The organism is Alkalihalophilus sp. As8PL, assembly GCF_040939795.1.
Classification (GTDB): domain Bacteria; phylum Bacillota; class Bacilli; order Bacillales; family Bacillaceae_D; genus Alkalihalophilus; species Alkalihalophilus lindianensis.
In genome coordinates this window covers 1,193,629-1,219,231 of the sequence record NZ_CP162551.1, presented here as the reverse complement: position 1 = coordinate 1,219,231, position 25,603 = coordinate 1,193,629, and the positions used below count along the sequence as shown (strand labels likewise).

Annotated in this window: 27 protein-coding genes; 19 read left to right on the top strand and 8 right to left on the bottom strand. The window is 40.2% G+C overall.

The features are described 5' to 3' along the window. Positions 1–42: 42 nt before the first annotated feature. The 5 genes from AB3N04_RS07725 (at position 43) to AB3N04_RS07705 (ending at position 5,626) form a co-directional block, all read left to right on the top strand. A complete protein-coding gene (locus AB3N04_RS07725) occupies positions 43–1,629 on the top strand; it encodes a long-chain-fatty-acid--CoA ligase (protein WP_368505515.1) in 1,587 nt (528 codons plus the stop codon). A gap of 614 nt (positions 1,630–2,243) precedes the next feature. Beyond that, complete coding sequence (locus AB3N04_RS07720; protein WP_368505514.1) at positions 2,244–2,744, top strand: PCYCGC motif-containing (lipo)protein; 501 nt, start codon at positions 2,244–2,246, stop codon at positions 2,742–2,744. A 120-nt stretch (positions 2,745–2,864) separates the two neighbouring features. Beyond that, the gene (locus AB3N04_RS07715; RefSeq protein ID WP_368505513.1) at positions 2,865–3,608 is read left to right on the top strand and encodes an ABC transporter ATP-binding protein; all 744 of its coding nucleotides are present in this window, start codon (positions 2,865–2,867) and stop codon (positions 3,606–3,608) included. An 8-nt stretch (positions 3,609–3,616) separates the two neighbouring features. Beyond that, positions 3,617–4,825 (top strand): ABC transporter permease, encoded by a 1,209-nt coding sequence (locus tag AB3N04_RS07710; RefSeq protein ID WP_368505512.1) that lies wholly within the window; start codon positions 3,617–3,619, stop codon positions 4,823–4,825. Between the two features lie 54 nt (positions 4,826–4,879). Further along, complete coding sequence (locus AB3N04_RS07705; RefSeq protein WP_368505511.1) at positions 4,880–5,626, top strand: EcsC family protein; 747 nt, start codon at positions 4,880–4,882, stop codon at positions 5,624–5,626. 16 nt (positions 5,627–5,642) lie between these two features. On the opposite strand, the gene AB3N04_RS07700 is transcribed toward AB3N04_RS07705, so the two are convergent. Then, positions 5,643–6,359, bottom strand: coding sequence for a cytochrome c biogenesis CcdA family protein (locus AB3N04_RS07700; RefSeq protein ID WP_368505510.1), 717 nt, complete (start codon positions 6,357–6,359; stop codon positions 5,643–5,645). A 272-nt stretch (positions 6,360–6,631) separates the two neighbouring features. Between AB3N04_RS07700 and AB3N04_RS07695 the strand changes: the two genes are divergently transcribed. The 6 genes from AB3N04_RS07695 to AB3N04_RS07670 all read left to right on the top strand — a co-directional run bounded on the left by AB3N04_RS07695 (position 6,632) and on the right by AB3N04_RS07670 (position 11,190). Then, entirely contained in the window at positions 6,632–7,015 is a 384-nt protein-coding gene (locus tag AB3N04_RS07695) for a hypothetical protein (RefSeq protein ID WP_368505509.1), read from the top strand. A gap of 26 nt (positions 7,016–7,041) precedes the next feature. Continuing rightward, a complete protein-coding gene (locus tag AB3N04_RS07690; RefSeq protein ID WP_368505508.1) occupies positions 7,042–7,692 on the top strand; it encodes a PspA/IM30 family protein in 651 nt (216 codons plus the stop codon). A gap of 123 nt (positions 7,693–7,815) precedes the next feature. After that, positions 7,816–8,685: a DUF4097 family beta strand repeat-containing protein gene (locus tag AB3N04_RS07685; RefSeq protein WP_368505507.1), complete on the top strand. Its 870-nt coding sequence runs from the start codon at positions 7,816–7,818 to the stop codon at positions 8,683–8,685. Positions 8,686–8,706: 21 nt separating this feature from the next. Next, positions 8,707–9,522: a cell wall-active antibiotics response protein LiaF gene (liaF, locus tag AB3N04_RS07680; protein WP_368505506.1), complete on the top strand. Its 816-nt coding sequence runs from the start codon at positions 8,707–8,709 to the stop codon at positions 9,520–9,522. Then, positions 9,519–10,583, top strand: coding sequence for a histidine kinase (locus tag AB3N04_RS07675; protein ID WP_368505505.1), 1,065 nt, complete (start codon positions 9,519–9,521; stop codon positions 10,581–10,583). Before liaF ends, AB3N04_RS07675 begins: the two co-directional genes overlap by 4 nt. Next, a complete protein-coding gene (locus AB3N04_RS07670) occupies positions 10,558–11,190 on the top strand; it encodes a response regulator (RefSeq protein WP_368505504.1) in 633 nt (210 codons plus the stop codon). The genes AB3N04_RS07675 and AB3N04_RS07670 overlap by 26 nt, the downstream gene beginning before the upstream one ends. Positions 11,191–11,225: 35 nt before the next feature. Here AB3N04_RS07670 and AB3N04_RS07665 read toward each other — a convergent pair whose 3' ends face one another. Beyond that, complete coding sequence (locus AB3N04_RS07665; protein ID WP_368505503.1) at positions 11,226–11,687, bottom strand: antibiotic biosynthesis monooxygenase; 462 nt, start codon at positions 11,685–11,687, stop codon at positions 11,226–11,228. Positions 11,688–11,882: 195 nt separating this feature from the next. Here AB3N04_RS07665 and AB3N04_RS07660 point away from each other — a divergent pair, with 195 nt between their 5' ends. The 4 genes from AB3N04_RS07660 (at position 11,883) to hemY (ending at position 17,680) form a co-directional block, all read left to right on the top strand. Continuing rightward, a complete protein-coding gene (locus tag AB3N04_RS07660; RefSeq protein WP_368505502.1) occupies positions 11,883–14,030 on the top strand; it encodes a transglycosylase domain-containing protein in 2,148 nt (715 codons plus the stop codon). A gap of 250 nt (positions 14,031–14,280) precedes the next feature. After that, entirely contained in the window at positions 14,281–15,324 is a 1,044-nt protein-coding gene (gene hemE / locus AB3N04_RS07655) for a uroporphyrinogen decarboxylase (protein ID WP_368505501.1), read from the top strand. Between the two features lie 12 nt (positions 15,325–15,336). Beyond that, complete coding sequence (gene hemH, locus AB3N04_RS07650; RefSeq protein WP_368505500.1) at positions 15,337–16,269, top strand: ferrochelatase; 933 nt, start codon at positions 15,337–15,339, stop codon at positions 16,267–16,269. A gap of 7 nt (positions 16,270–16,276) precedes the next feature. Continuing rightward, complete coding sequence (gene hemY / locus AB3N04_RS07645) at positions 16,277–17,680, top strand: protoporphyrinogen oxidase (RefSeq protein WP_368505499.1); 1,404 nt, start codon at positions 16,277–16,279, stop codon at positions 17,678–17,680. Positions 17,681–17,723: 43 nt separating this feature from the next. Here the strand turns inward: hemY and AB3N04_RS07640 are convergent, their stop codons facing one another. The 5 genes from AB3N04_RS07640 to AB3N04_RS07620 form a co-directional block, all read right to left on the bottom strand. After that, on the bottom strand, positions 17,724–17,864 hold the full coding sequence (locus AB3N04_RS07640) for a YrzI family small protein (RefSeq protein WP_317123456.1): 141 nt from the start codon (positions 17,862–17,864) through the stop codon (positions 17,724–17,726). 131 nt (positions 17,865–17,995) lie between these two features. After that, complete coding sequence (locus tag AB3N04_RS07635; RefSeq protein WP_368505498.1) at positions 17,996–18,130, bottom strand: YrzI family small protein; 135 nt, start codon at positions 18,128–18,130, stop codon at positions 17,996–17,998. 604 nt (positions 18,131–18,734) lie between these two features. Beyond that, on the bottom strand, positions 18,735–19,745 hold the full coding sequence (locus AB3N04_RS07630; RefSeq protein WP_368505497.1) for an aliphatic sulfonate ABC transporter substrate-binding protein: 1,011 nt from the start codon (positions 19,743–19,745) through the stop codon (positions 18,735–18,737). Positions 19,746–19,771: 26 nt separating this feature from the next. After that, the gene (locus tag AB3N04_RS07625; protein WP_317123459.1) at positions 19,772–20,527 is read right to left on the bottom strand and encodes an ABC transporter permease; all 756 of its coding nucleotides are present in this window, start codon (positions 20,525–20,527) and stop codon (positions 19,772–19,774) included. Beyond that, positions 20,460–21,305, bottom strand: coding sequence for an ABC transporter ATP-binding protein (locus tag AB3N04_RS07620; RefSeq protein ID WP_368505496.1), 846 nt, complete (start codon positions 21,303–21,305; stop codon positions 20,460–20,462). The genes AB3N04_RS07625 and AB3N04_RS07620 overlap by 68 nt, the downstream gene beginning before the upstream one ends. A gap of 272 nt (positions 21,306–21,577) precedes the next feature. Between AB3N04_RS07620 and AB3N04_RS07615 the strand changes: the two genes are divergently transcribed. The 4 genes from AB3N04_RS07615 (at position 21,578) to pheA (ending at position 24,900) form a co-directional block, all read left to right on the top strand. After that, positions 21,578–22,123 carry a Spo0B C-terminal domain-containing protein gene (locus tag AB3N04_RS07615; RefSeq protein WP_368505495.1) on the top strand — a complete coding sequence of 182 codons (546 nt, stop codon included), beginning with the start codon at positions 21,578–21,580 and terminating at the stop codon, positions 22,121–22,123. 11 nt (positions 22,124–22,134) lie between these two features. After that, positions 22,135–23,418: a GTPase ObgE gene (gene obgE, locus AB3N04_RS07610; RefSeq protein WP_368505494.1), complete on the top strand. Its 1,284-nt coding sequence runs from the start codon at positions 22,135–22,137 to the stop codon at positions 23,416–23,418. Between the two features lie 141 nt (positions 23,419–23,559). Next, on the top strand, positions 23,560–24,003 hold the full coding sequence (locus AB3N04_RS07605; RefSeq protein WP_368506011.1) for an ACT domain-containing protein: 444 nt from the start codon (positions 23,560–23,562) through the stop codon (positions 24,001–24,003). Positions 24,004–24,018: 15 nt separating this feature from the next. Beyond that, positions 24,019–24,900, top strand: coding sequence for a prephenate dehydratase (gene pheA, locus AB3N04_RS07600; protein WP_368505493.1), 882 nt, complete (start codon positions 24,019–24,021; stop codon positions 24,898–24,900). Between the two features lie 15 nt (positions 24,901–24,915). Here pheA and AB3N04_RS07595 read toward each other — a convergent pair whose 3' ends face one another. After that, positions 24,916–25,452: a transcription repressor NadR gene (locus tag AB3N04_RS07595; RefSeq protein ID WP_368505492.1), complete on the bottom strand. Its 537-nt coding sequence runs from the start codon at positions 25,450–25,452 to the stop codon at positions 24,916–24,918. Positions 25,453–25,603 lie beyond the last annotated feature (151 nt).

Sequence of the window (25,603 nt, the reverse complement as noted above, 5' to 3'; positions counted from 1 at the left end):
TAGTTAGAAAATTACAATAAATCAGTCACAGGAGGAACGATTATGCATGTACCTTTAGTTTTGCTTGATTTCCTAGACCGTGCCGTGGAACTATACGGAGAGAAGCCAGCTATTATCGGTGAAAAGAGAACGCTTACATATCAGCAATTAAATGAACGAGTGCAACAACTTTCCTATGGTTTAACGGAACTTGGTATTAATAAGGGTGATAAAATTGCCTATTTAGCACCGAATTCAGAAGAAATGCTGGAGGGGTTCTATGGTGTATTTCAAGTAGGGGCAGTCATGACCTCTTTAAATACTCGTTTAAAGCCTGAGGACTATTTATTTATTTTAAATCATAGTGAGAGCCAAGTTTTATTTGTAGACCATGAATTGTTCCCTTTAGTAGAGCCAATATTAGATAAACTAGAAACCGTTAAAAAGATTATCATTCATGGGGCAGATGAAGATCATGAAAAGGGCCAATCGTATGAGCGATGGCTCAGTCAGTTTCCAACAAAGACCTTTGATCGTGTTCCATTAGAAGAAACAGATCTTGCTAATATTCTTTATACGAGTGGAACAACTGGTAATCCTAAAGGCGTCATGTTAACTCATCGCAGTAATTATTTGCATGCATTAAGTACGCAGCATCATTTACGCGTAAGCGATCAAGATAAGTTGATTCACATCTTGCCTATGTTCCACGTAAATGGTTGGGGTTCTCCTTTCTATTACACAGCAAATGGGGCAACTCAAGTAATGCTGCGTAAGATTGATCCAAAAGCCATTTTTGACAAAATCGAAGAGAATAATGTGACCGTAGCCCATATGGCACCAACCGTATTAAATATGTTGCTTGAATATGCCAAACAAGAAAACGTTCCGAAAAATAAAAACATGCGTGTTGTGATTGCCGGCTCTGCACCGCCTCCAGCATTTGTAACAAGAGTAGAAGAAGAGCTAGGATGGGAATTCATTCAAGTTTACGGTATGACTGAGACAAGCCCACTCGTCACTACTTCCCAAATCCGTTCTGAGCAACAATCACTCGATGATGCGGCAAAAGCGCGTTTGAAAGCAAAAACGGGATATGCCATGATCGGTTCAAAATTACGTGTGGTAAACGAGTACGGTGAGCCAGTCGTAGCTGATGGTAAGAGCATTGGAGAGATTGTTGTTCGTGCCAACGGAGTGATGGAAGGTTATTGGAAAAATCCTGACGCTACGAATGAAACGATCCGAGAGGGTTGGCTTCACACAGGAGATATGGCAACGGTGGACGAAAATGGTTACATGGAAATTGTAGACCGTAAAAAGGATGTCATTATTAGTGGAGGCGAAAACATTTCTTCGATTGAGGTAGAAGGTGTATTATATGAGCACCCAGCCGTATTAGAGGCAGCTGTTATTGCAGTTCCTCATGAAAAATGGGGAGAAGTCCCTCATGCGGTGGTCGTCCTACGTGACGGTGAGCAGTTAACAGAGGAAGAAGTGATCCAATTTGCAAGAAGCAAGATGGCTCATTTCAAAGCTCCAAAAAGCGTTGTGTTCGCTGAAGCACTTCCTAAAACAGCATCAGGAAAAATTCAAAAGGTGCAGATTCGTAAAGAGTATTGGGGAGACGGAGCAAGAATGGTTAACTAATCAAAATCAACAGCCCTCACTTTGTGGGGCTGTTTTTCATGTTAGTTATAGTCTATTGAAGGCTGCTAGTTTATGAGGATTTGTTGATTTGTGCGGAATTATTGATATATGAGCGAGTACGAAAGAAATATGTGCGAAGTTTATGATATATGTGCGGTACAGCTGATATATGTGCGCCATTCTTGATATATGTGCAAGCCTCAATATATATGAGCGAAACGCTATTTTATGAGCGAGTTGCTGATGCTCCCCCTTATTTATCCGCATGCCAGCCCAGTCTCCTTCGCTTTTCTTGTCTAGTTGCGTGGCTCAGGTCATCGGTCGCTTCACTTTGTCAAACGAAGCAAAAAGCGCTTCTCATTGCCAAAGCTCCACCGCCCTCATACCTAACCGAGCCTCTCCGCTTTTCTTGTCTAGCTGCGGCTCCTTGCCCTGCGGGAAAAAACGGTGAATCAAATGAAGTCAAAGAGCGACTTCATCTTGCTCCCCCTTATTTATCCGCATGCCAGAACAGTCGCCTCCGCTTTTCTTTTTATTCACAGTTTTGTGCGGTTTTTTGGTTGGTGGATCGTGCTATAATACGGGGGAATAACTTCGATAAAGGAGCTTGTGAGATGAAAAAATTAGGACTTTTCCTTGCGCTTATATTACTTGTATTTCCTGTTGTCGGTTGTCAGAGTCATGATATGGAAGAAGAAGCTATGGAAGATCATGCCAATCATAATATGATGATGGGAGATCTGCATGAAAAAACAGCTTCAGCTGAGGAGTTGCCTACATTTTTAGCCAATCATCATGAGGCGATTGGTGATATCTATGAACGTACCCCTCATTACCAAGACTTACTAGAGCATATGCCATGTTATTGTGGATGTGGTGAATCAGTTGGTCACCGTAGTACATTCGATTGCTTCATTCATGAAAGAGGCGAGGATGGCTCTGTTGTGTGGGATGACCACGGGGCAAAGTGTGGCGTTTGTTTAGAGATTGCTCATGCTTCTATGGAGCTGTATGATAACGGAACCTCAGTTGATGAAATACGTGATTTGATTGATGAGCGATATAAAGAAGGCTATGCAGAGCCTACTGATACACCTCACCCATCTGCATCTTAATGGATAGAAGTAGCCGATTGTCGGTTACTTCTTCTCTTTTATTTAGAGGTTTTTAGGGTAATAGTGGAGAAGGTAGTCTTCAATTTGATAAGATAATGGAGCGAAGGAGGCGACTGATGAATGAACCAGCGCTTAAAGATCGAGAACCTAACTGGTGGGTATCATCCAAAAAAGCCAGTCTTGCATAATGTGAATTTTACGGTGAATGAAGAAGAGATTGTTGGCTTAATTGGGCTTAATGGAGCTGGAAAAAGTACGACGATTAAACATATTTTAGGTCTACTAGAACCACATGATGGAAAGGTGACGATTGAAGGGAAAACTTTTCAAGAAGATGCCAATGAGTATCGTCGTGCCTATGCATACATACCTGAAACACCGGTTCTATATGATGAATTAACGCTATGGGAGCATCTTGAATTAACTGCACTTGCTTATGGAATAGAGGAAGGCGTATTTAAGGAACGTGCAGAGTCACTACTTAAAGAATTTAAGATGACGAGGATGAAAAAATGGTTTCCTAGTCATTTCTCAAAAGGAATGCGTCAAAAAGTAATGATTATGAGTGCGTTTTTAGTGGAACCACCCGTTTATATAGTGGATGAGCCTATTGTAGGACTTGATCCTCTTGGTATTCAATCATTTTTAAATTTTATTGCTGATATGAGAAAACGTGGAGCGGCCGTGTTAATGTCGACGCATATTTTAGCGACGGCAGAACGTTATTGTGATCGGTTTGTAATTTTGCATTATGGCAAGGTCGTTTTAACAGGGACACTCGAAGAAATGCGCCAACAGCTACAGATGCCTCATGCAACACTTGATGATATCTACATTGAGATGACGAAGGAAGAAATCGTATGAGGGATGGGATGACGTTATGGAAAGAGAGGGTAGGTGCTTATTGGAACGAAGCAATCAGGTACTTACGCTTAATCGGAAATAGTGGGTTTTTATTTACAGTCTATTTTTTAATTTTGATTGGGAGCTTCTATTATAGTCAGCTTCTTCAAGAGTTGCCGGAGTCATTTCCTTCTTTATGGCTGTTTACCATCGTCTTTGCTCTTGTTTTAACAAGGGGACGAATACGAACCTTTGTAAAACAGGCGGATGTTGTCTTTTTATTACCTTATGAAACGAAGCTTGATCGTTATTTTAGATCGTCACAAATTTATTCCTTTATCTTGCAAGCCTTTACGATGACCGTTCTCTTTATTGTATTAGCGCCACTTTTTGCTTTGCGCTTAACGGATGGGACAGGGAGCTTTTGGTTCGTGCTTGGCTTATTATTAGTTGTGAAAGCATGGAATGTAGGGAGTACATGGCAGGAGCAACGTTTTCAAAGTGATCAAGAAAGAATGTCCCATTTCGTTTTACGTTTCTTAGTAAACGGGGCGTTTGCATATCTTCTATTCTCTGGTGCTGACTTTATTTACCTTGCAGCCATCCTTTTAATCATGGGGTTGCTCTATGTATTATATTATCAAAAGGTTGTGAAGAAATTATCGATTAAATGGGACCACTTAATCAATGTGGAACAACGCATGTTAATGTTCTTCTACCGGATTGCGAATGCTTTTACGGATGTCCCTCAGTTAAAAGAACAAGTAAGAAGTCGTTCGTATTTAAATGGACTTCTGCCATTCTTATCTGCAAATAAAAAGAGTGTGTATCATTATTTGTTTGCGCGCACGTTTATTCGTGCAAATGATTATTTAGGTGTCTATTTTAGATTAGTCCTTGTTGCAAGCTTTTTACTCGCTATCTTACCAAATGGTTGGATGGAGATTGCAGTTCTCCTATTGTTCATGCATATGGTCATGATGCAGCTATCGACTTTATGGTTTCATTACGATACAAATATGTGGGTTGATTTGTATCCGATTGAAGAAGAAGGGCGAAATCAAGCTTTAACTACGATTAGCTTTAGATTGTTACTTGTGATGACGGGCGTTTTAACTGGAGTTTTACTTGTCACTTCAACCTATTTGATTACCGTTATTGGACTCGTCATAGGTCTTGGATTTAGTTATGTAGGGAGTACGAAGTGGATTCATCGTCGCAAAAAACAGGCATGGTAAGTCGTTTTTTCTCATTTACTAAAAGGGAGATCTACTAGTAAAAGGAGTGTATCGATGTACAAAGAAACTGCCAAAGAAGAAGTTGCTAGATGGAGACGGAAATTGCTTAAACGCCCTTCAATGGCTGGACGTTACACAAAAAAGTGGCAAATGAAAATGAATAATATGATTCCAGAGCGCTTTCATTCGGTCGTGACTAATAGTATTAAAAACATGGTTCATGTCACATTAACCGGATCAGAGCATACAGCCAATAAAGAACCTCTTTATGATGTGAGCTTAGAGGAAAGAGAAGAAAAGGTCAGAGAGTTAATTAAGACTTATAAACGAACAGCGGCTGCTGAGGGAGCAGGTACAGGTGCAGGAGGTATTTTTCTTGGCCTCGCAGATTTCCCTTTGCTCCTTGGAATCAAAATGAAATTCTTATTTGATGTGGCTTCGACTTATGGGTATGACGTCAGAGATTATCGAGAGCGACTCTTTGTGTTACTTCTATTCCAACTTGCATTCTCAAGCGGCGATAAGAGGGTGGAATTACTCAATCGTATTGACCAATGGGAAGATGAGTATAATCAACTTCCAAGTAAGCGAGAGTATATGGAAAAAGTAGATTGGAAGGATTTTCAGTTGACGTACCGAGATTATATTGATTTACCAAAAATGCTTCAGATGATCCCGGGATTTGGAGCGATTGTCGGAGCAGCAGCTAATTATCATTTTCTTGACATTTTAGGGGAAACGGCGATGAATGGTTTTAGAATAAGAATGTTTGAACAAGAAAAAAACGGAGCTGATCACTAGATCGGCTCCGTTTTTATTAGAAATTAAATGGTACAAATCGAGCTAAGTAGGCCGAAATGACACTGAATTGACCAGTGAATAATAACACACCTAGAGCAACCATAATTCCACCGCTGACCTTTTGGATCGTAGGCAGCCATTTATTCAGACGGCGCATTTTATCAAGAGATCTTGACCATAGAAGCGCCACTGCTACAAATGGGATTCCTAAGCCAATGGAGTAGATAAGGAGCATGAGCATCCCCGTCCACATCGTATCAGTTTGGCTTGCGATAATTAAAATAGATGAGAGCACAAGGCCAATACATGGTGACCATCCTGTTCCAAATAAGAACCCGAGTAAAACTGAGTTTGCGAAGCTCTTTGTTTTACGTGGTTTTGTTGATAGCTTCTTTTCACTAATCAACATACGAATTGAGATCACGCCCATCATTTGTAAACCAAAGACCGCAATGATAATGCCCCCTATTTGCTCAAGTAACTGCCTGTTTGACCAGAACAATTGCCCGACAAAGGTCGAAGATGCACCGAGTAATAAAAAGATACTTGTAAACCCAATCACAAATCCAATACTTCTAGATAAGATTAAGCGGCGATCTGCCATGACCGCGTTGCCTTCTACTTGAGAGCCAGTTAGCTGTGCAAGATAGGCTGGAACCAAAGGGAAAATACAAGGAGATAAAAAAGAAACAACCCCCGCTAAAAATGCAAGCCAAATTGTCACCTCAGACATATTTGCCACCTCCATAACGTTACTACTAGTCCATGCAAGAGCAAGTAAAACTATTCTATCATTTCATTCTTTCTTATAGAAATCATTTTTGAACTGTTGATTCAAAGTATATACCAAATAAAATTAGTTTTTCACCCATTTGGCATTTGTTCACTGAAGTGACAAAGGTCCGAGAGAAAGATCGGTCTTGAGGCGGAGTGAAAACCATGCTGTGGCAAGGGGTCAGAATGTCCGTCTTTTCTTACAATAGAGGTAATAACAGGTAAGGAGGGATGATCGTGAAACGAACAATTAAAGCACTGGGAGGAATTTTACTCCTTTTTATTGGATTAAGTATGCTTCTTAGCATGGTCGGGATTCATCTAGGAGGGGTAATTGGCTTAGTACTTGGTGCATGGCTAATGTATCTAGGGTATTCAAAATGGCAGGAAGTAGGCTGGTCTTTATCAAGCATTGTACTCTTCGTCTTAGGGGCAGTCCTCTTATTCGGGGGCATGGGAGGAGTTGTGAGCTTGGCCATTGGGATCTTACTCGTCTACGGAGGGTATCAATTGCTAATGCCAGCGAACGACGTTGATGAAGAGGATTTTGCAGAGGAGTCAAGCTCACCCTATGGATCGCTTGATGAAGAATTTAACCGTTTAATGAACAAATAAACATATGACCTTAAGGAGGAATACACATGTCAGCATTAAAAAGAATGGAACGTTTTATAAAAGCATCAATTCACGAGGGACTAGATCGTATTGAAAATCCTGAAATGATGATTAAGCAACATCTTCGTGAGGTGAAAGCTTCGATTAAAAAGGCAGAGCAAAACATTCAAAAGCAAAGGTATGTGAGAGAAACACTAGATCGAGACAAACAAATGACGGAGCGTTTAATTACAAGAAGAGAGCAGCAAGCTGTTGAGGCTTTAAAAGCCGCAGAAGAACTACTTGCTAAAAAGATACTTGTCGACAAAAAACATCTTGTACAACAGCTCCTCCGTTATGATCAATTTAAAGAGAAAAGTACAGAAGTAAAACATCACTATGAAGTAGAGCTTGAGAAGCTAAAGGATCAGCATAAACAACTACGTGAGAAAAAGATCGAATTATCGCTGCGTTTACAAGGTACAAAAACGAGTGAGCATATGAAGGCGTCGAAGCCTAGGTCCTATACGTTAGATCTTGAAGAAGAGTTTGAACATTTAGATGATCAAGTGATGAGGTCAGAGGAAAAAGCCTATAAGTATACTAGTCAAACAAGCAAAAAACTCCACGAGGAACATGAAATTGAAGTAGAAGCGGAACTGCGTCTTTTAAAAGAAAAGCTAGATAAACAATCTTAAGCATAAGCATAAAGCAAGGGGGAGCCCTTGCTTTCTTTCAAATGAAATCGATTTTTTATTGGTCGAAGGAAAAAATTTCTATATACTTTATGGTGTATAAGGCGACGTAGGGGGGAGGTTTGTATGAAAAAACTAGCTGGAGTCACTTTAATGGTCGTTGGTCTAATTGTCTTTCTTTCTACTCTTGGTTCGTGTTTTTCCATTTCTAGTAGTGGAGAAAAGCTAGAAGAGGTAAGAATCGATCTTCAAGAAACTCATCACTTACTTTTAGAGAGTACGAGTATTGATATTCGAATTGAGAAGGCCGAGGGCAATGAATTAATCGTTGAAGTAGAAGAAAAACAAAGAAATCACGATCTGATTTTTGATGAACGAGGGGACCGCATAACCGTGAAAATGGTTGAAGGAAATCGCTTTTCGCTTCCTTTTTTTAATCCTAGACCAGAAACAGAAATGATTGTGTTTATTCGAGAGCAACATCTTGATAAACTTGAGATCAAAACAGTGTCAGGGGATGTTTCTAGTCATACTCGATTATTAGTGGGTGATCTTCATTTCCGGACCACATCTGGGGACATTGAAGCCACTGAGATAAATGCTAGTCAAGCTATTCTCAGCTCAACTTCAGGAAATGTGGTAGTAGACTCCTTTATGGGAGGGCAGGCGGCAGCTAAAACAGTCTCGGGGGATATAGAGATTGGAGGAATAGATGGAGACATAGATCTCGATACCGTTTCCGGAGATATTTTGGTAACATATACAGATGGTAATCAAGACGCCCATCTCAAAACCGTTTCCGGTGACATTGAGGTGCTAGTACAGGATCTAAATGCAACACTTGATTTAAAAACAACTTCAGGTGATATTGAAATAGATGAAATGCTAACAGAGCAACGGTTTCAATCAAGAAGAGTGACTGGAACGGCAGGGGATGGAGATTATATGATCTCTTCCGTTACGACCTCAGGAGATATGAGCATTTTAAAACAGTAGATAAAGAAAGGAGGAGAGTAGATGAGCAAGCATAAATTAATAGGAATCATCATTGTCATTATCGGAATATGGATGCTATTGAATGTGCTTAGGTTTGCAACCGGGGGACTTGTTGCACCACTCATCTTCTTCTTTCTTGGCTATTATTTTTATCAAAATAAGCGGAAAGTGATTGCTGCAGTATTCTTCATTATTAGTGGAAGTATTTTATTGGATCAGCTTTTCCAAGTGAACTTTGTAGGCTTATTACTTGCTATTCTATGTTTTTATTATGGTTGGAAATTAGTTAGAGGGTCAAAAAAACGCTCAATAAAAGAGCGAGAGAAAAGACTAGCAGCGTTAAAAGGTGAAGAAAAGCTGAGATACGCTACAACAAAAGAGGAGAATGACATAGAGGAATTGTTCAACACTACTGTACCCCTAGTAGATCTCTCTTCTTCTCATGGTGGAGACGATATCGGTTATGAGCCGATTATCAGAAAAAACTTCCTTGGCGATATTCATTACATGGATAAGCAATTTGAGCTTCGCGATGTCACGATTTGGTCAGGCCTTGGTACTGTCAAAATGGATTTATCAAAAGCGATCATTCCAGAAGGAGAGAGCATTATTGTCATTCAAGGAGTGATTGGTGAAATTAATGTGTATGTTCCAGATGACTTAGCTGTGGCTGTGCAAGCCAGTTCACTTGCAGGTGAAATGACGATTTTTCATGAGAAGCATAGCGGAATCAATCAGCAAATCAATCATGCCCCGATGTCTTACAAGCAATCGAAAAGAAGAGTCAAGCTTGTATTGTCGATGGTACTTGGTGAAGTGACGGTGAGGAAGATATGAAAAAAAGACTTGCTCGTTTGCTATGGCAGTTTATCCGTCACAATGTCTTTATTGCAGCCTTGATGGCCATCTTTGTTGCTTTTATCCTCACCTACCATGATCCACGTGGCTTGCTGTTATTATTCGATCTTCACTTTTTAGAAATCCCACTTTTTATTTGGTTGATTGCGACATTCGTACTTGTAGGTGTAACATCTGGTGCGATTCAAGCACTCCCGTTGAAAAAAAGGATTGATACTCTGGTACACGGGGCTGCACGTTTTGAGCGTGGAACATTCTCACATCGCTTAACAGTTGAAGGGGAAGATGAGTTAACCGAACTGGCGGAAAGAATGAACCGAATGGCTGCTCAAATAGAAGAACAAATTGCTTCTTTGCAACGTCTATCAACAGAGAGGGCAGCGATGCAAGAAACAGTTAAGAAGGCAGCTGTTACAGAAGAGCGCCAACGCTTAGCAAGAGAGTTGCATGATGCGGTTAGTCAGCAATTATTTGCCATTTCCATGATGACGGCAGCTCTTAGACTAAGTGAAACCAAGCAAGAGGATCAGCTGGAGATGGTTGAAAAAATGGCTAATACAGCGCAAGCCGAAATGAGAGCATTGCTCTTACATCTCAGACCAGCTCATTTAGAAGGGAAAAGTCTGGAAGAGGGAGCTGGCCAACTGTTTTTAGAGCTTGAAGAGAAGCACCAAGTTGGTGTGATATTCTCCATGGATATTGATACCGAGCTTCCTAAAGGGATTGAAGATCAAATTTACCGCTTGATTCAAGAGGCGATCTCAAATATTTTGAGACATTCCGAGGCAACGGAAGTCGAGTTTCAATTTAAAGAACTTGATCAAGAGATGAACATGAAAATTTTAGATAACGGCGTAGGTTTTGATGTTGAAAAAGTTACTGCTGACTCTTATGGATTGCAGACGATGAAAGAGCGCATGAATGATATAGGAGGCGTATTAAATGTATTATCGGTACCAAATCAAGGAACGCAATTAGAAGCGAAAATCCCGATTGCTTGGAGGAGAAACCAAGATGATAAAAGTGTTACTAGTGGATGATCATGAGATGGTACGAATGGGAATGCATGCTTTTCTTTCCACACAACAGGACTTAGAAGTAGTTGGACAAGCGAGTAATGGTGTTGAAGGAGTAAAGATGGCGCTTGAGCTCTCACCTGATGTGATCGTAATGGATTTAGTGATGGAAAAAATGGATGGGATAGAAGCAACGAGAGCCATCATGCAGGAGAACCCGGAAAGTCGCGTTATTGTTTTAACTAGCTTTATTGATGATGAGAAGGTCTATCCCGTTATCGAAGCAGGGGCTTTTAGTTATTTACTCAAAACATCATCTGCAAGTGAAATTGCACAAGCGATCCGTTCAGCGGCAAATGGGGAGTCCGTCCTTGCAGCAAAAGTAACGAATAAAATGATGAAGCACATGAGAACCTCTAAGGAAAAGGCATTACATGAAGACCTAACACCACGAGAATTGGACGTCTTAAAATTAATTGGGGTTGGGAAGACGAACCAAGAAATTGCGGAGAATTTGTTTATTGGCATAAAAACAGTCAAAACACATGTCAGCAATATTCTTCAAAAGCTAGCTCTTGAAGATCGTACACAAATTGCCATCTATGCACACCGACACCGCCTCGTTACATAAAGAAGCCGACACGATTAATACTCGCGTCGGTTTCTTTAGTTAATGGTATAGGTTGTCACAAAAGAAGGGCGAGGAAAAATCGAAGTGTTTAGACCTTCTTTTGTTCCACGCTTCTTGTGGGCATGCTTGTATGCATTAGATTCCTGCCATTTAGTGAAAGACTCATGGTTATCCCAAATGGTCATCACAATATAGGTATCGGTTGATTCAGGCCTCAAAATTCTAATTGCCTTAAAACCAGGTTCCTCTTCTACTAAACCTGCGCGGTTATTAAACCGTTCTTCAAATGCAGCTCTCCCAGTTTCAGTAACAGGAATATTATTCATTACGACAAAGCCTTGAGGTGGAAGTTGACCTTTCGCGCTTAGGAATGTATACATATCCCCTTCTTGCGATTCTGTTGGACGTTCCACATAATAAAGTGGCGCTTCTTCATGTGCAAGGTGGACATAGGCGGCGGTGTCAGTTGGTTGTTTTCGGAAAATTAAGGCATCCATCAAATGATCTCCTCCAGTCATAAAATGAAACATAATGTTGATCTTTTCGTAGAAAGTATATCGTACGAACTCGATTATTGGCAAAAAGGACGATTAGGCTTAAAATAAAATCAGTGGCTGAATGAGTATAATTGACTTTGTTTGGGGAGTTTCTAATTTTTTCTTGGGATATACTAGTAAAAAAGGAGGGATGAAATGCTTCTGAAACGTTTATCAATAGGCATTATTATCGTCCTCTCAACCGTGTTGATTGGGCTAGTTGGGTATCTCTTTATCCTGCTAGCTGGGAATTTCGCCATTGACAATGAGAAGCTTGTGATGAATACCACAACTTCTCTCGTTGATGAAAATGGAGAATTATTAACGAAATTATATATAGAAAATCGTGAGCTTGTCTCTATAGATGATATACCAGACCATGTTGAAGAGGCTTTCGTCGCTATTGAAGATGCGAGGTTTTATGAGCACCAAGGGGTAGACTTTCGTGCGATTGGTAGAGCCATTTATCGTGATATTTTAGCAGGGGCGAAAGTTGAGGGCGGTAGTACCATTACGCAACAATTAGCTAAAAACGTCTTTTTATCAAATGAGAAAACATGGCTTAGAAAAACAAAAGAAGTCATGATTGCGATGAATCTTGAGCGCAAATATAGCAAAGAAGAATTGCTTGAAATGTATTTAAACCGAATTTATTTTGGTCATGGGGCTTATGGTGTTCAAGCAGCTTCTAAATTATATTTTAATAAACCGGTAAATGAATTATCGGTTGATGAAGGGGCCCTCTTGGCAGGACTACCTAAAGCACCAAATAGTTATTCACCCATTTCAAATCCTGATCGTAGTAAACAAAGACGTGATGTGGTATTGACGGTGATGGAGCGCAGAGGATATATTTCTGCTGAAGAAGCTGTCAGATACAAAGGGCGCACGATTGCTGTTGATCATAATAAAATTACAGAAAACGACGCTTATCTTACCTATATTGATATGGTGTTAGATGAAGCAGCAGAAACTTATCAATTGACCAATGAAGAAGTTCTATCAGGAGGTTATAGAATTGTTGTTCCGATGAGTCAAACCTTGCAGCAATCTACCTATGACAGAATTCGAAATGATGACTATTTTCCAGAGGGCAACGAAGAAGCTGAAGCTGCGGCAGTGTTTATGGATGTAAAAACAGGAGGCATTTTAGCTGTTCAAGGTGGTCGAGAATACGTTAGACGTGGTTTGAATCGAGTCGAATCTAAGAGACAGCCAGGTTCAGCGTTTAAGCCACTTGCTGTGTTTGCACCGGCTCTTGAAGAGGGGCAGTATGGTCCTTATTCTATGCTAAGAGATGAAGCACTCACATATGGCGGGGATTACACCCCAAGAAATAGTAACGGTGAGTACAGTGGGCAAGTGACGATGTATGATGCAATCACTCACTCGACGAATGCGCCAGCTGTTTGGTTGTTAAATGAGCTGGGGGTAAAAAAGTCCACCAGCTTTCTAGAGCAACTTGGTATGAAGGTTCCTGATAAAGGTCTTTCGATTGCCCTTGGTGGCTTAGAAGATGGGGTAACCCCGTTTGAGATGATGAAGGCATACAGAGCATTTGCAAACCAAGGGAAGATGATTGAACCTCATTTTATCTCCGCTATTTATGACCGCAATGGGGAATTAATTGGACGAGCGAATGAGGAGGAAACAGAAGTTGTTTCCGAGCAAACAGCTTGGTATATGACAAGAATGTTAGAGTCGGTTGTGAAAGAAGGAACAGCAAAAAGTGGGACAGTGGATACCCCTCTAGCAGGAAAGACTGGAACGACATCTTTTCCTGGAGTGGAGGGGGGAACGATGGATGCGTGGTTTGTTGGATATACACCTTCAGTTGTTGGGTCTGTATGGATGGGGTATGATTTAACGACTACTGATAACTACCTTTTAGGAGGAAGCTCTTACCCAACTGTCATGATGAAGGATATTTTGAATGATTTAGAGCCAACACTAAAAAACGTTGCATTTGAGAAGCCAGAAGTTGTAGATGAATTACTTCCACCAGTCCGATTAGCAACTGTAAATGATTTATCTGCTAAACTCCAAATGGGTGGTAGAGGGTTGATGAGTGTGGAGCTTGATTGGACAGGTTCTAAAGATGAGAGAGTCTATTATCATGTTTATGAGGTTCATAAAGGGGAGCGAGAACGACTAGCAACGGTTGTTGGTGATAGTAACTATGTTGTTAGCCGCTTTAATCCATTCTCTTCCAAAACGTATGAGGTAGCTCCAGTTGATTCATTAACGAATCAAGAGGGTGATCCATCAAACCGTGCTGAAGCAGAATTTAGCCTCGGTTTTTAAGCTTAAGGAATAAGAATGATTGCTTACGGTGGCAATCATTCTTTTTTTTCTTACTTAGAAAGGGAAAATGGTAATATAGAGAGGCATTTGGCACGGATAAGACAAAAACATTCATCGATTTTATGACAGTTTTAAAGGATGGCTATACAGTGTGTGAGATGGTCATTATAGTAAAGAAGTATAAAACATGATTTTTTGTTCGGATTCGATTAAACTAGTACATAGTGAACTGGAAGAAAGGTGTGGCATAATGAATCAACCAACATTTAACGATACGTTTTTAAAAGCCTGTAGAGGAGAGGCTCATGATCATGTACCTGTGTGGTATATGAGACAAGCAGGGCGCTCACAACCTGAATACCGTGAAATTAAAAAGAAATACTCGCTATTTGAAATTACACATCAACCTGAGTTATGTGCATACGTCACTAAGCTTCCTGTTGATCAATACAATAACGACGCAGCTATTTTGTACAAAGACATTATGACTCCGCTTCCAGCAATTGGTGTCGATGTTGAGATTAAATCTGGAATTGGTCCGGTTATTGATAACCCAATCCGTTCAAAAGCGGATGTAGAAAAGCTAGGAATGATTACTCCGGAAGAGGACGTTCCATATGTGCTTGATACGATTAAACTTCTTCGTGAACAATTAACGGTTCCACTTATTAGTTTTGGTGGTGCACCATTTACACTTGCGAGTTATATGATTGAGGGCGGACCTTCTAAAAACTATAATAAGACAAAAGCATTTATGTACGCTGAGCCTGAAGCTTGGCATATGCTAATGGACAAGCTTGGTGATGTGACGATCACTTATGTAAAATCACAAATTGCAGCAGGTGCACAAGCGATCCAAATTTTTGATTCGTGGGTTGGTGCCTTAACGGTTGCTGATTACCGTATGTTTGTAAAACCTGTTATGCAACGTATTTTTACTGAGTTAAAGAAAGAGAATGTACCTCTTATTATGTTCGGTGTGGGGGCAAGCCACTTAGCGAACGAGTGGAATGACTTACCTCTTGATGTCGTTGGCTTAGACTGGCGTTTATCGGTTAACGAGGCTAGAGAGCGTGGTATTCAAAAGACAGTACAAGGAAACTTAGACCCTGCAATCTTGCTTGCTCCTTGGAATGTGATTGAAGAGCGTGCAAAAGCGATTCTTGATCAAGGGATGCAATCTGATAACTTTATCTTCAATTTAGGTCACGGTGTCTTCCCAGAAGTAAATCCTGATACATTGAAGCGTTTAACGGCATTTGTACACGAATATTCAAAAAAACATTCATCTTAAGGAGTGAGACGAGTGGCTAAAAAAAAATACGGATTACTTGTCATGGCATATGGAACGCCTAGAAGCAAAGAGGAAATTGAACCTTATTACACGCATATCCGTCGTGGCAGAAAGCCCTCAGAGGAAGCGTTAGCTGACTTAACAGAACGCTATGAAGCAATCGGCGGTATTAGTCCACTTGCGAAGATTACAGAAGATCAAGCATTTGGATTGGAAAGATACTTAAACGAACAATATGAAGATCGTGAATTTAAAGCGTACCTTGGCTTAAAGCATATTGATCCGTTTGTGGAAGACGCTGTTCAACAAATGAAAGAAGATGGCATTGAAGAAGCAGTTAGCATCGTCCTGGCTCCACATTTCTCAACGTTCAGTGTAAAGTCTTACAACGGTCGAGCTCATGAGGAGTCAGAGAAAATTGGTGGCCCAGTTATTCATAGTGTAGATAGCTGGTACGATGAGCCGAAATTTATTGACTACTGGGCTAAGCAAGTAAAACAAGCGATGGAGAAGATTGAGGATAAAGAGAAAGCCTGTGTGATCTTCTCGGCTCATAGCTTGCCAGAACGTATTATTGCAATGGGGGATCCATATCCAGATCAATTACGTGAAACGGCTGACCTTATTGCAAAAGAAGCTGGGATTACAAATTATACAATTGGTTGGCAAAGTGAAGGAAACACCCCAGATCCGTGGATCGGACCTGATGTTCAAGATCTAACTCGTGACCTTTACAATGAGCATGGATATACCTCAATGGTGTATTGCCCGGTTGGATTTGTTGCTGATCATCTCGAAGTTCTTTTTGATAACGATGTTGAGTGTAAGGTGGTTACGGACGAATTAGGTATTGATTATTACCGACCTGAAATGCCTAATTCAAAAGAAGAATTCCTTGATTGCCTAGCAACTGTGGTCTCTAAAAAGTTAAAAGAGAAAGAGTGAGCGTCTTATGCAGAATAAGAAGCGTGTAGCGATTATCGGAGGCGGAATGACTGGACTTGCTGCAGCCTATAAGTTAGAGCAAGCGAAAGTTCATCAAGATATCACCTATGACTTATTTGAGCAAAGCGACCGTCTAGGTGGAAAGATTGAAACGATTGTTCGTGATGGCTTTGTGATTGAGCGAGGACCTGATTCATTTTTAGCTAGGAAACAAAGCATGTCAAGACTGGCTAAAGAAGTCGGATTAGAAGACGAGCTTTTATCAAATGACACAGGACAAGCTTATATTTTAAAAGAAGACACTCTTTATCCGATGCCAAGTGGCGCTGTAATGGGTATTCCTACAGAACTTAAGCCATTTGCTACAACCAATTTATTTTCACCTCTAGGGAAATTACGAGCACTTGGTGACTTCTTTATCCCGCCTGTGGTCGGTCGTGATGAAGACATTTCACTTGGACATTTTTTCAGAAAACGTCTAGGCAATGAAGTAGTCGATGATTTAATTGAACCATTATTGTCGGGTATCTATGCGGGAAATCTTGATAAGCTCAGTTTAAAAGCGACGTTTCCTCAGTTTCAACAGCTTGAAGCAAAGCACGGTAGTCTAATTAAAGGGCTGCAAGCAACGCGCGGGTCACAAACTCAAGCAAAAGATGCAAATGGAAAGAAGAAAGGGATGTTTCTAACATTCCGTCGCGGTCTACAATCTTTTGTTGAAGCGATTGAAGCAAAGCTTGATACAGGTTCAATTCATAAGGGTGTGTCGATTACATCTATTCAAAAAGTAGCCGATGCCTATCGGGTGACGTTTGATACGGGGAAGGTTGAGACCTACAATCAAGTGATTATTACCACACCTCCTCATATTACTGCAGGCTTGTTAAGATCATATGATTTCTTTAGCTACTTTAAAGAAATGCAAGCAAGCACCGTCGCAACGGTTGCTCTTGGATTTGAACAGTCGGCAGTTTCTAATCCGTATGAAGGTACAGGGTTTGTTGTTTCTAAAAAGAGTTCATTTGATATTACAGCCTGTACATGGACGCATAAAAAATGGCGTCACTCGACTCCTAGTGGTCATGCATTGTTACGGAGTTATGTAGGACGTGCTGGAGATTCTGCTATTGTCCATCAAAGCGACGAAGAAATAGTGGCTGCTGTTATGAAAGACTTGAAAACAATTATGGACATCTCTGGTGAGCCATTATTCTATGAAGTGACTCGTTGGAAGAAATCTATGCCTCAATACGAGGTCGGCCATACATTTAAGATTGCTAAGATGAGAGAAGATGTTGCGCGCCACTTACCAGGCATTCATATTGCAGGTGCAGGGTTAGATGGTGTGGGGCTGCCAGATTGTATTGATCAAGGTGAGAGAGCAGCTGAGCGCATTTTACATTCGATCTAATAAAAAGACGAGGAGCCAAGCTCCTCGTCTTTTCTGTTTAGGATTAGTTCCAATATTGAAAACGAGCTAGACGTTGTTGGATTTGGTCTTCATATTTTTGTTGTTCGACTAAACGTTCAAGATCCTTACCAGAATAATGACGTTTTTTGATTGTAATCGTAAAAAAGATAAATGATAGTGTCATGCCAATTCGCCTCCGAAATAATAGTTTATACTGACATTCAGGTGAGGCCCTTCACCTGCTCATACCAAGTTAAAAAGATACTGCCATTCATTAAATTAATCATCCTCATTACCTCCTTTTTTCTTTTCTATTTATTGATATAGTTTTTGGACAAGTTGTTTGTATTCTGACTCGTATCTCTGTTGCCTTACCACTTTTTCCAGTTGTTTTCCTTCATACTTGCGGTTTTGAACCGTAACGGTTAAAAATAGGATCGTAAAGGTCATCTTTATCACCTCCCTTCAAAGTGTTAGTTTATGAATACTTAGTTAGCTATGGTGATAACTTTGTTAAAAATTGGATGTTGAAAAGAGCACAAAAAAGCCACAGGTAGTTAGACGGCCCTGTGGCTTAATAGACATAATAAATCCACAGGGTATATACGTCACCTGCGGCTTTTAGACTCAATATGTAGTACACATAATGTTAATTAAGGTTGTGAACTAATCATTTTGAGTGAGATGGCAGGTGTTGAACATGACGTAGGTAAAGTAAAACGAATAATAGATAATCTTGCGATTTGGTTCATCATAGTGTTCAGCCTCCTTTTCACTCAAATTTGTTTACATAGGGAATTATATCCAATATTATTCTACTTGTAAATAATAAATGTGAAAATTATTTGTCTTTTTTGATAATGGTATTGACATTGTTTGGTTGAGAGTTTTATTGATAAACTAATGCACGAATCGAGTAATTAAGAGGTTATAGGAGAAATTGCTTAAAAGGTAAGGAGGTGTACGGATTTTTGCTGAGGGAAATAGATGAGTGATTTAATACAGTAATATAACAAAATCCCTTCATCGCGGTGATGAAGGGATTTTCATTGTTTTATTCAGCTAAAATAGCATCGAGTCTTGATGTATCTACAAATCCATCAAGATCAGGCTCTTTATCCATGAACTTAAGTTCATAAGAAGCGTCTGCCCAAGCTTGTAGAGCCTCAGGGTGAGTTTCAGTTGTCACAACCATACGCTCCCATGCTTGAGATAATACAGTCTCAGGAAGACGGTTTTGAGTTAAGTTGAACAAAGCATCATTAATGGTTTCTAGTGTATCTTCAGTGTTTTCTTGAGTGTATTCAACTGCCGTTTTGTGACCTCGTAAGAAAGCATCAACGGTTTCAGGATTTTCTTCCAAGAATCGTTTTGATGTTACAACGACAACACTTGGTAGGGTTTCTCCTAAGAAAACTTGATCCCATTCTGTAATAACATTAGCGCCTAGTTCCTCTACTAAATATGTTCCCCAAGGTTCTGGAGCAGCAGCAGCGTCAATTTGACCTTGTTCAAACATAGCAACCATATTAGCTGGTGCGATTCTTGATTGGTGTTCAACTGTACCCCCTACACGGTTTGACTCTAAACCAAGCTCTTGTAGCATGATTTCAAGTTGTACATTGTGGGTGCATCCGTTACCTGGTGTACAGAAAGACTTACCGCCAAAGTCCTCAAGTGTTTCAATTCCTGACCCGTCACGCGCTACAATTAAAGTTGCACCGTTCGCAGCTGCTCCTAAGACGACGATATCTCCACCTGTTAAGAAATAGTTAATAGCAGGGCCGGGTCCAACATAACCGATATCAAGATTACCTGTTTCAAGGGCTTCAATGAAATCATTTCCATTAGGAAAGTGTGTATATTCAGCCTCAACATCTCCTAGCTCATCATCAAAAAATCCTTTTTCTTTCCCGACGATTGCAGCAGCGTGATCTAAATTTGGAAAGTATCCTACATTAATTTCTTCAGCTGGACCTCCGCTTGTTGTAGAGCCGCCTGTGCCACAAGCAGTAAGAGCTGCAATTGTTAAGGCAATGCCGCTAGCTTTTAACCATTTTTTCATCTTGTTTCTCCTCCTGTGTTCCTCTTTTATTTTGAGTAACCCCATCTTTGTAGTACTTTTCGTTCAATTGGATTAAAGATTAAATATTCTACAATTAAGCCGATAACAGCAATGATAATCATAATGGCAATAACAAGTTCCATATTGAAGAAATCACGTGCATCAAGTAATGTTCGACCAAGACCACCACGTCCTAAAAGCTCAGCTGCCATTAATGCGCGCCAGCCAAATGCCCACGCAAGTCTGACACCTGTTAGAGCAGAAGGGATGGAAGCGGGAATGAGTACTTTCCAAATGAGCTCTACACCTTTATAACCCATTGTTCTAGCTGCTCGAATGAGTAGCGGCTGAACGTTTTTAATCCCCATGCGCATATTCATGGTCATTGGCCACGTTCCGCCTAAGACGATAACAAATAAGATCGCAAGCGGACCACCTTGAAACATCACAAGAGCTAATGGTAACCAGACGATACTAGGTACAGATTGAAGGGCTACAACAAGTGAGCCAAGCGTTTCATCTGCAAGTTTAGAAGTAGCAAGAATAATACCTAAAAGAGAACCGATGATGACGGCAAGTGCAAAGCCTAAGGAGATTCGACCAAGACTTGTTGTAAGAGCTGCCGTTAAGATGCCGGTCTCGAAAAATCCTCGATATAACTCCACAAATGAGAGGAGAGGAGATGGGAACATACGAGTTTGGAACAAATCTACTCTATATATGATCTCCCATATTCCGATGAGAGCTATAAAGAAGAGTAGCCTTCTGACTATTATAATCATCACCCATTTCCTCCTTCATTACTTTTTCGATTTCTCCAGCTAGCTGTTCATTGATTTGTTCTTCAAGGAGAGCGAATTCCTTAGAAGATGTTTTTCTAGGGCGAGGAAGATTAACATCAAAGACATTAATTATTCCACCCGGGCGAGTACCCATTAACACAATCCGATCGGATAATAAAATCGATTCGCGGATGTTATGAGTAACAAAAAGAATGGTTTTTCTCGTTTGTTCCCAAATGTACTGAACTTCTTTATGAAGCATAGAACGTGTTTGCTCATCAAGTGCACCAAATGGTTCATCCATAAGTAGTACGTCTGGATCCATGGCAAGGGCACGAGCAATAGCAACTCGTTGTTTCATTCCTCCTGATAACTCATGAGGATAAGAGTCAATAAATTTACTTAAATGGACAAGCTTTAAATACTTAATCGCGCGTTCTTTTGCTTTTTCTTTGCTATATTGTTTCTTTAGACCAAATACTACGTTTTCTAAGACGCTTAACCATGGCATAAGTGCAGCTTCCTGAAAAACGACTCCACGATCAGCTCCTGGACCTTTTACGGCTTTTTCTCCAACGAATACAGATCCTTTTGAAGCTTGATCTAATCCAGCTACAATATTTAACAATGTAGATTTTCCACATCCGGAAGGTCCGAGTAATGAGACGAATTCACCTGATTTTACTTCTAAGTCTATTTCTTCAAATACCGTGTAAGAGGTATTGTCTTGTTTATTGTCAAACGTTTTACCGACTTGTTTAATTGAGACGCTAGCCATTAGAAGCTCCTTTCTTTAAAAAACATTAATATTTTATAAATCATATCAACTTAGTAGGTTTTAGTTGTTTTTAGTATATGTAGTGTTTTACAATGTGTCAATTGTTTTTTCAAGCTGAAAGAAAGTGATTTACTAAAAAAGAAATGTATTGATTTTTAGTTCGATTTCCATCATTCTATAACTTTGTGGTAAACTAGGCGTTGTAATCTACTTGCGATACGTGAACAATTTAATATTAGTTTAATGACTATAGATAGCCGAGGAGAGCCAAGATGACAAAACAATGGGATATTATAGATGCACTTCGTCATACTCGTCATGATTGGCTGAATGTTATTCAATTAATAAAGGGGAACTTAGCGTTAGGACGCTATGATCGAATCGAACAGATTATTGATGAGGTCACCGCTCAATCTTTAAATGAAAGCAAACTATCTATGATTAGTGCACCTACTGTTGCTACGTTTTTGCTCACATACAATTGGCAGTGTACTGAAATGAAGATTGATGTAGATGTTATTGGTGATATCAAGCCCCTCTCAGCCCATGAGGACATGCTGTATAGAACCTGCCAGACGCTAATTAATCAAATGGCAGAATCTAGTTCAAGTAGTTCTGAGAACCATCTTCTCGTAACATTTTTATTTACTAATAATGAATATAATAATGAATGTCAAATTACGTTTGACTACCAAGGAACATTACAAATGAAGAAGGAAGAATGGCAACCGATCGTGAAAAAATTGGTGCCTGAAGTGAATGTACTAGAATGGAACGAACATGAATGTGTTCTCCAAACTACGTTCACAATAAATTGAGGTGAAGAAACATGTTTGTGGATAAAGTCAAGGTTTATGTAAAAGGTGGCGACGGTGGTAACGGTATGGTTGCTTATCGTCGTGAGAAGTACGTCCCCGATGGTGGCCCTGCTGGTGGCGATGGTGGACGCGGAGCAAGTGTTGTATTTGAAGTGGAAGAGGGTCTACGTACGTTAATGGACTTCCGTTATCAACGACATTTTAAAGCTCCACGTGGAGAACATGGTCGCTCAAAGAGTCAACATGGTAAGAATTCACCAGATATGGTTGTCAAAGTCCCACCTGGTACAACGGTTATTGATGATCAATCAGGTCAGATTATTGCCGATTTAACAGAGCATGGTCAACGTGCGACGATTGCCAAAGGTGGACGAGGTGGACGTGGAAACACACGCTTTGCTACACCAGTAAATCCAGCACCTGAGATTGCTGAAAATGGTGAGCCAGGTCAAGAACTTGATGTTGTGCTTGAGTTAAAGGTTCTTGCAGACGTGGGTCTTGTTGGTTTTCCTAGTGTAGGGAAATCGACGTTATTATCTGTGGTTTCAGCGGCTAAGCCAAAAATTGCTGATTATCACTTTACAACAATTACACCTAATTTAGGTGTAGTAGAAACTGAAGATCACCGTAGCTTCGTTATGGCTGATTTACCAGGATTAATTGAAGGAGCGCATCAAGGTGTTGGATTAGGCCATCAATTCCTACGCCATATCGAGCGAACGCGTGTTATTGTTCATATTATTGATATGTCGGCTCTTGAAGGACGAGACCCGTATGAAGATTACTTGAAAATCAATGAAGAATTAAAACAGTACAATATGCGTTTGTTAGAACGACCGCAATTAGTCGTTGCTAATAAGATGGATATGCCTGATTCTGAGGAAAACTTGAAGGTGTTCAAGGAGAAACTTGAGGACGATGTACAAGTATTCCCGATCTCAACGATTACAAGACAAGGTTTGCGCGACTTATTGCTTACAATTGCTGATAAGATTGAGCAAACTCCTGAGTTCCCTCTTCATGAGGAAACAGAAGACTCAACACGTGTTGTGTACAAGCACGAGAAAAAAGAAGTGCCATTTGTGATTAGCCGAGATGATAGTGGAACGTTCGTTATTACAGGTGCTGAAATTGAGCGCTTAGCTAAGATGACGGACTTCACGCATGAAGAATCGATTCGCCGCTTCTCAAGAACATTGCGTCATATGGGGGTCGATGATGCCTTACGTGAACGTGGTGCAAAAGATGGCGACTATGTACGTCTACTGAAATTTGAGTTTGAATTTATTGACTAGAAACGCATTAGACTAGAAAAACTGTCTCTTTCAAAGAGACAGTTTTTCTTTATGTGTGGACAAAATGTCAGAAAACGGTTGTCAAAACGATAGAGCCGTTATTATAATAGGGAGAAGATTTCGATGACGGTGGTGGAAAAGATGTCGCGTAAGCAATTTTATTTAGTGCGAGAGGATATGCTAACAGATGCCATGCAAAAGACGCTAAATGCCAAAGCACTATTAGATTCAGGAAAGATAAAAAAAATTAATGAAGCGGTTACGATCGCAGGGTTAAGTCGTAGCGCTTTTTATAAATACAAAGATGGGATTTTCCCTTTTAATACGATGGTTAAAGAAAAGATCATTACCCTTTCGATTAATTTAGTGGACCGCTCTGGAACGCTTTCTCAGCTATTATCGAAAGTAGCTGAGACGGGAGCAAATGTTTTAACTATTAATCAAACCATCCCGCTTCAAGGGAGAGCTCATATTACATTGTCAATTGACACAGCACCGATGAAGTTTGAACTTGATCAATTAATGGAGCAGGTTGAACAAGTAGAATCTGTTGAAAAGGTTGAACTCGTTGGCTCGGGTTTCTGATAAGGAGTGGAGAGTATGAAGGTAAGTTATTTGGGACCAGTGGGGACGTTTACCGAAATGGCTGCGAAAGCGTTATTTCCAAGTAGTGAGAGACTGCCCTTTAAAACGATCCCGGCTTGTATGGAAAGCATCGCCGAAAAGAAAGCAGATGTGGCAGTCGTTCCAATTGAAAACACGATTGAAGGTTCGGTTAATTTGACGATTGATTATTTAATACATAAGCAAAGACTTCCGATTATTGGAACAATTACCATTCCAATTGCTCAACATTTGCTTATGCATCCCGATCAAGTTGCAAAAGGGTCGCTGCCAACAAAAGTTATTTCACATCCTCATGCTATTGCACAATGTCATGATTTTCTAGAGGGTACTTATCCTGACGTCAATACAGAATATATGAACTCGACAGGAGAAGCGGCTAAAGTAGTAGCAACTCACCAAGGTGAGGCGATTGCAGCCATTGCAAATGAACTAGCAGCTGATGAATACGGACTTGAAATTGTAAGCCGTGATATTCATGATTACGACAACAATCATACACGTTTCATCGTGCTTGCAAGTCATGAAGCAGAGATAGCCATTCCAACCGCCAATAACGGCTATAAAACCACTCTAATGGTAACGCTACCTGCTGATTATTCAGGAGCATTGCACCAAGTTTTATCTGCTTTTGCTTGGAGAAAGTTGAACTTATCGAAAATTGAATCGCGCCCGACTAAAACGGGTCTAGGAAATTATTTTTTCTTAATCGATGTCGATCAATTAGCAGATGAAGTGCTTATACCTGGAGTGAAATCAGAACTTGAGGCTCTAGGATGCGGAGTAGAGATCTTAGGGAGTTATCCATGTCTTACTTACCAAGTAGAATCAAAAAAAATCAGCCCAACATCTTGTTGATGTGGGCTGATTTTTTTAGTCTTCTAAAAGATATTCTTTTGTTTTTAAGGCTGCTATCGCATCATCTAATTGTTTTGACGTGTCAGCCTCAATCGTATGTAGATGCACGCCATTTGTTAACTCAGATAAAAGACTTGCTTTTGTTTGAGTGAGTTGTTCGCTAAATTGTTGCACCTCTTGTCTTGTTGAAAAGTGCAACGAAGCAGTGATTTCTCCATACATCGGATGCTCGACTATCACATTGATGACTGTTACACCAAAATCAACCAAGGTAAACAATTCATCAATCGCATGCGACGGATCATGCTTGCAGGCAATGAGTCTTTGTTCTTTTACTGCTTTTTCAGATTGCATATATAAGTACCCATTTGAGGTCGCAATAATCGGGTGGTTTTTTGCTTTTAAGATCGACATATCTTGTACAATCACTTGGCGGCTAACATTGGTACGATTGGCTAATTCTTTACCAGTTAAGGGTTGTCGGTTTTCTTTTAACCACAACAAAATTTGGTCTCTTCGATTCTCACCGTACATTTTCTTTTCACTCATCATGTCCACTTCTCCTTTTCCTGCGAACATTAGCATTTCATGTACTAATAGTATAACACGCTCTAAACGCGATTGAGAGCTCTTATGTGGCAATGGGTTAAAAATCCGTTGAACTAGGCATAAACCTAATTTTGGCATCATACATTGTGCTAGA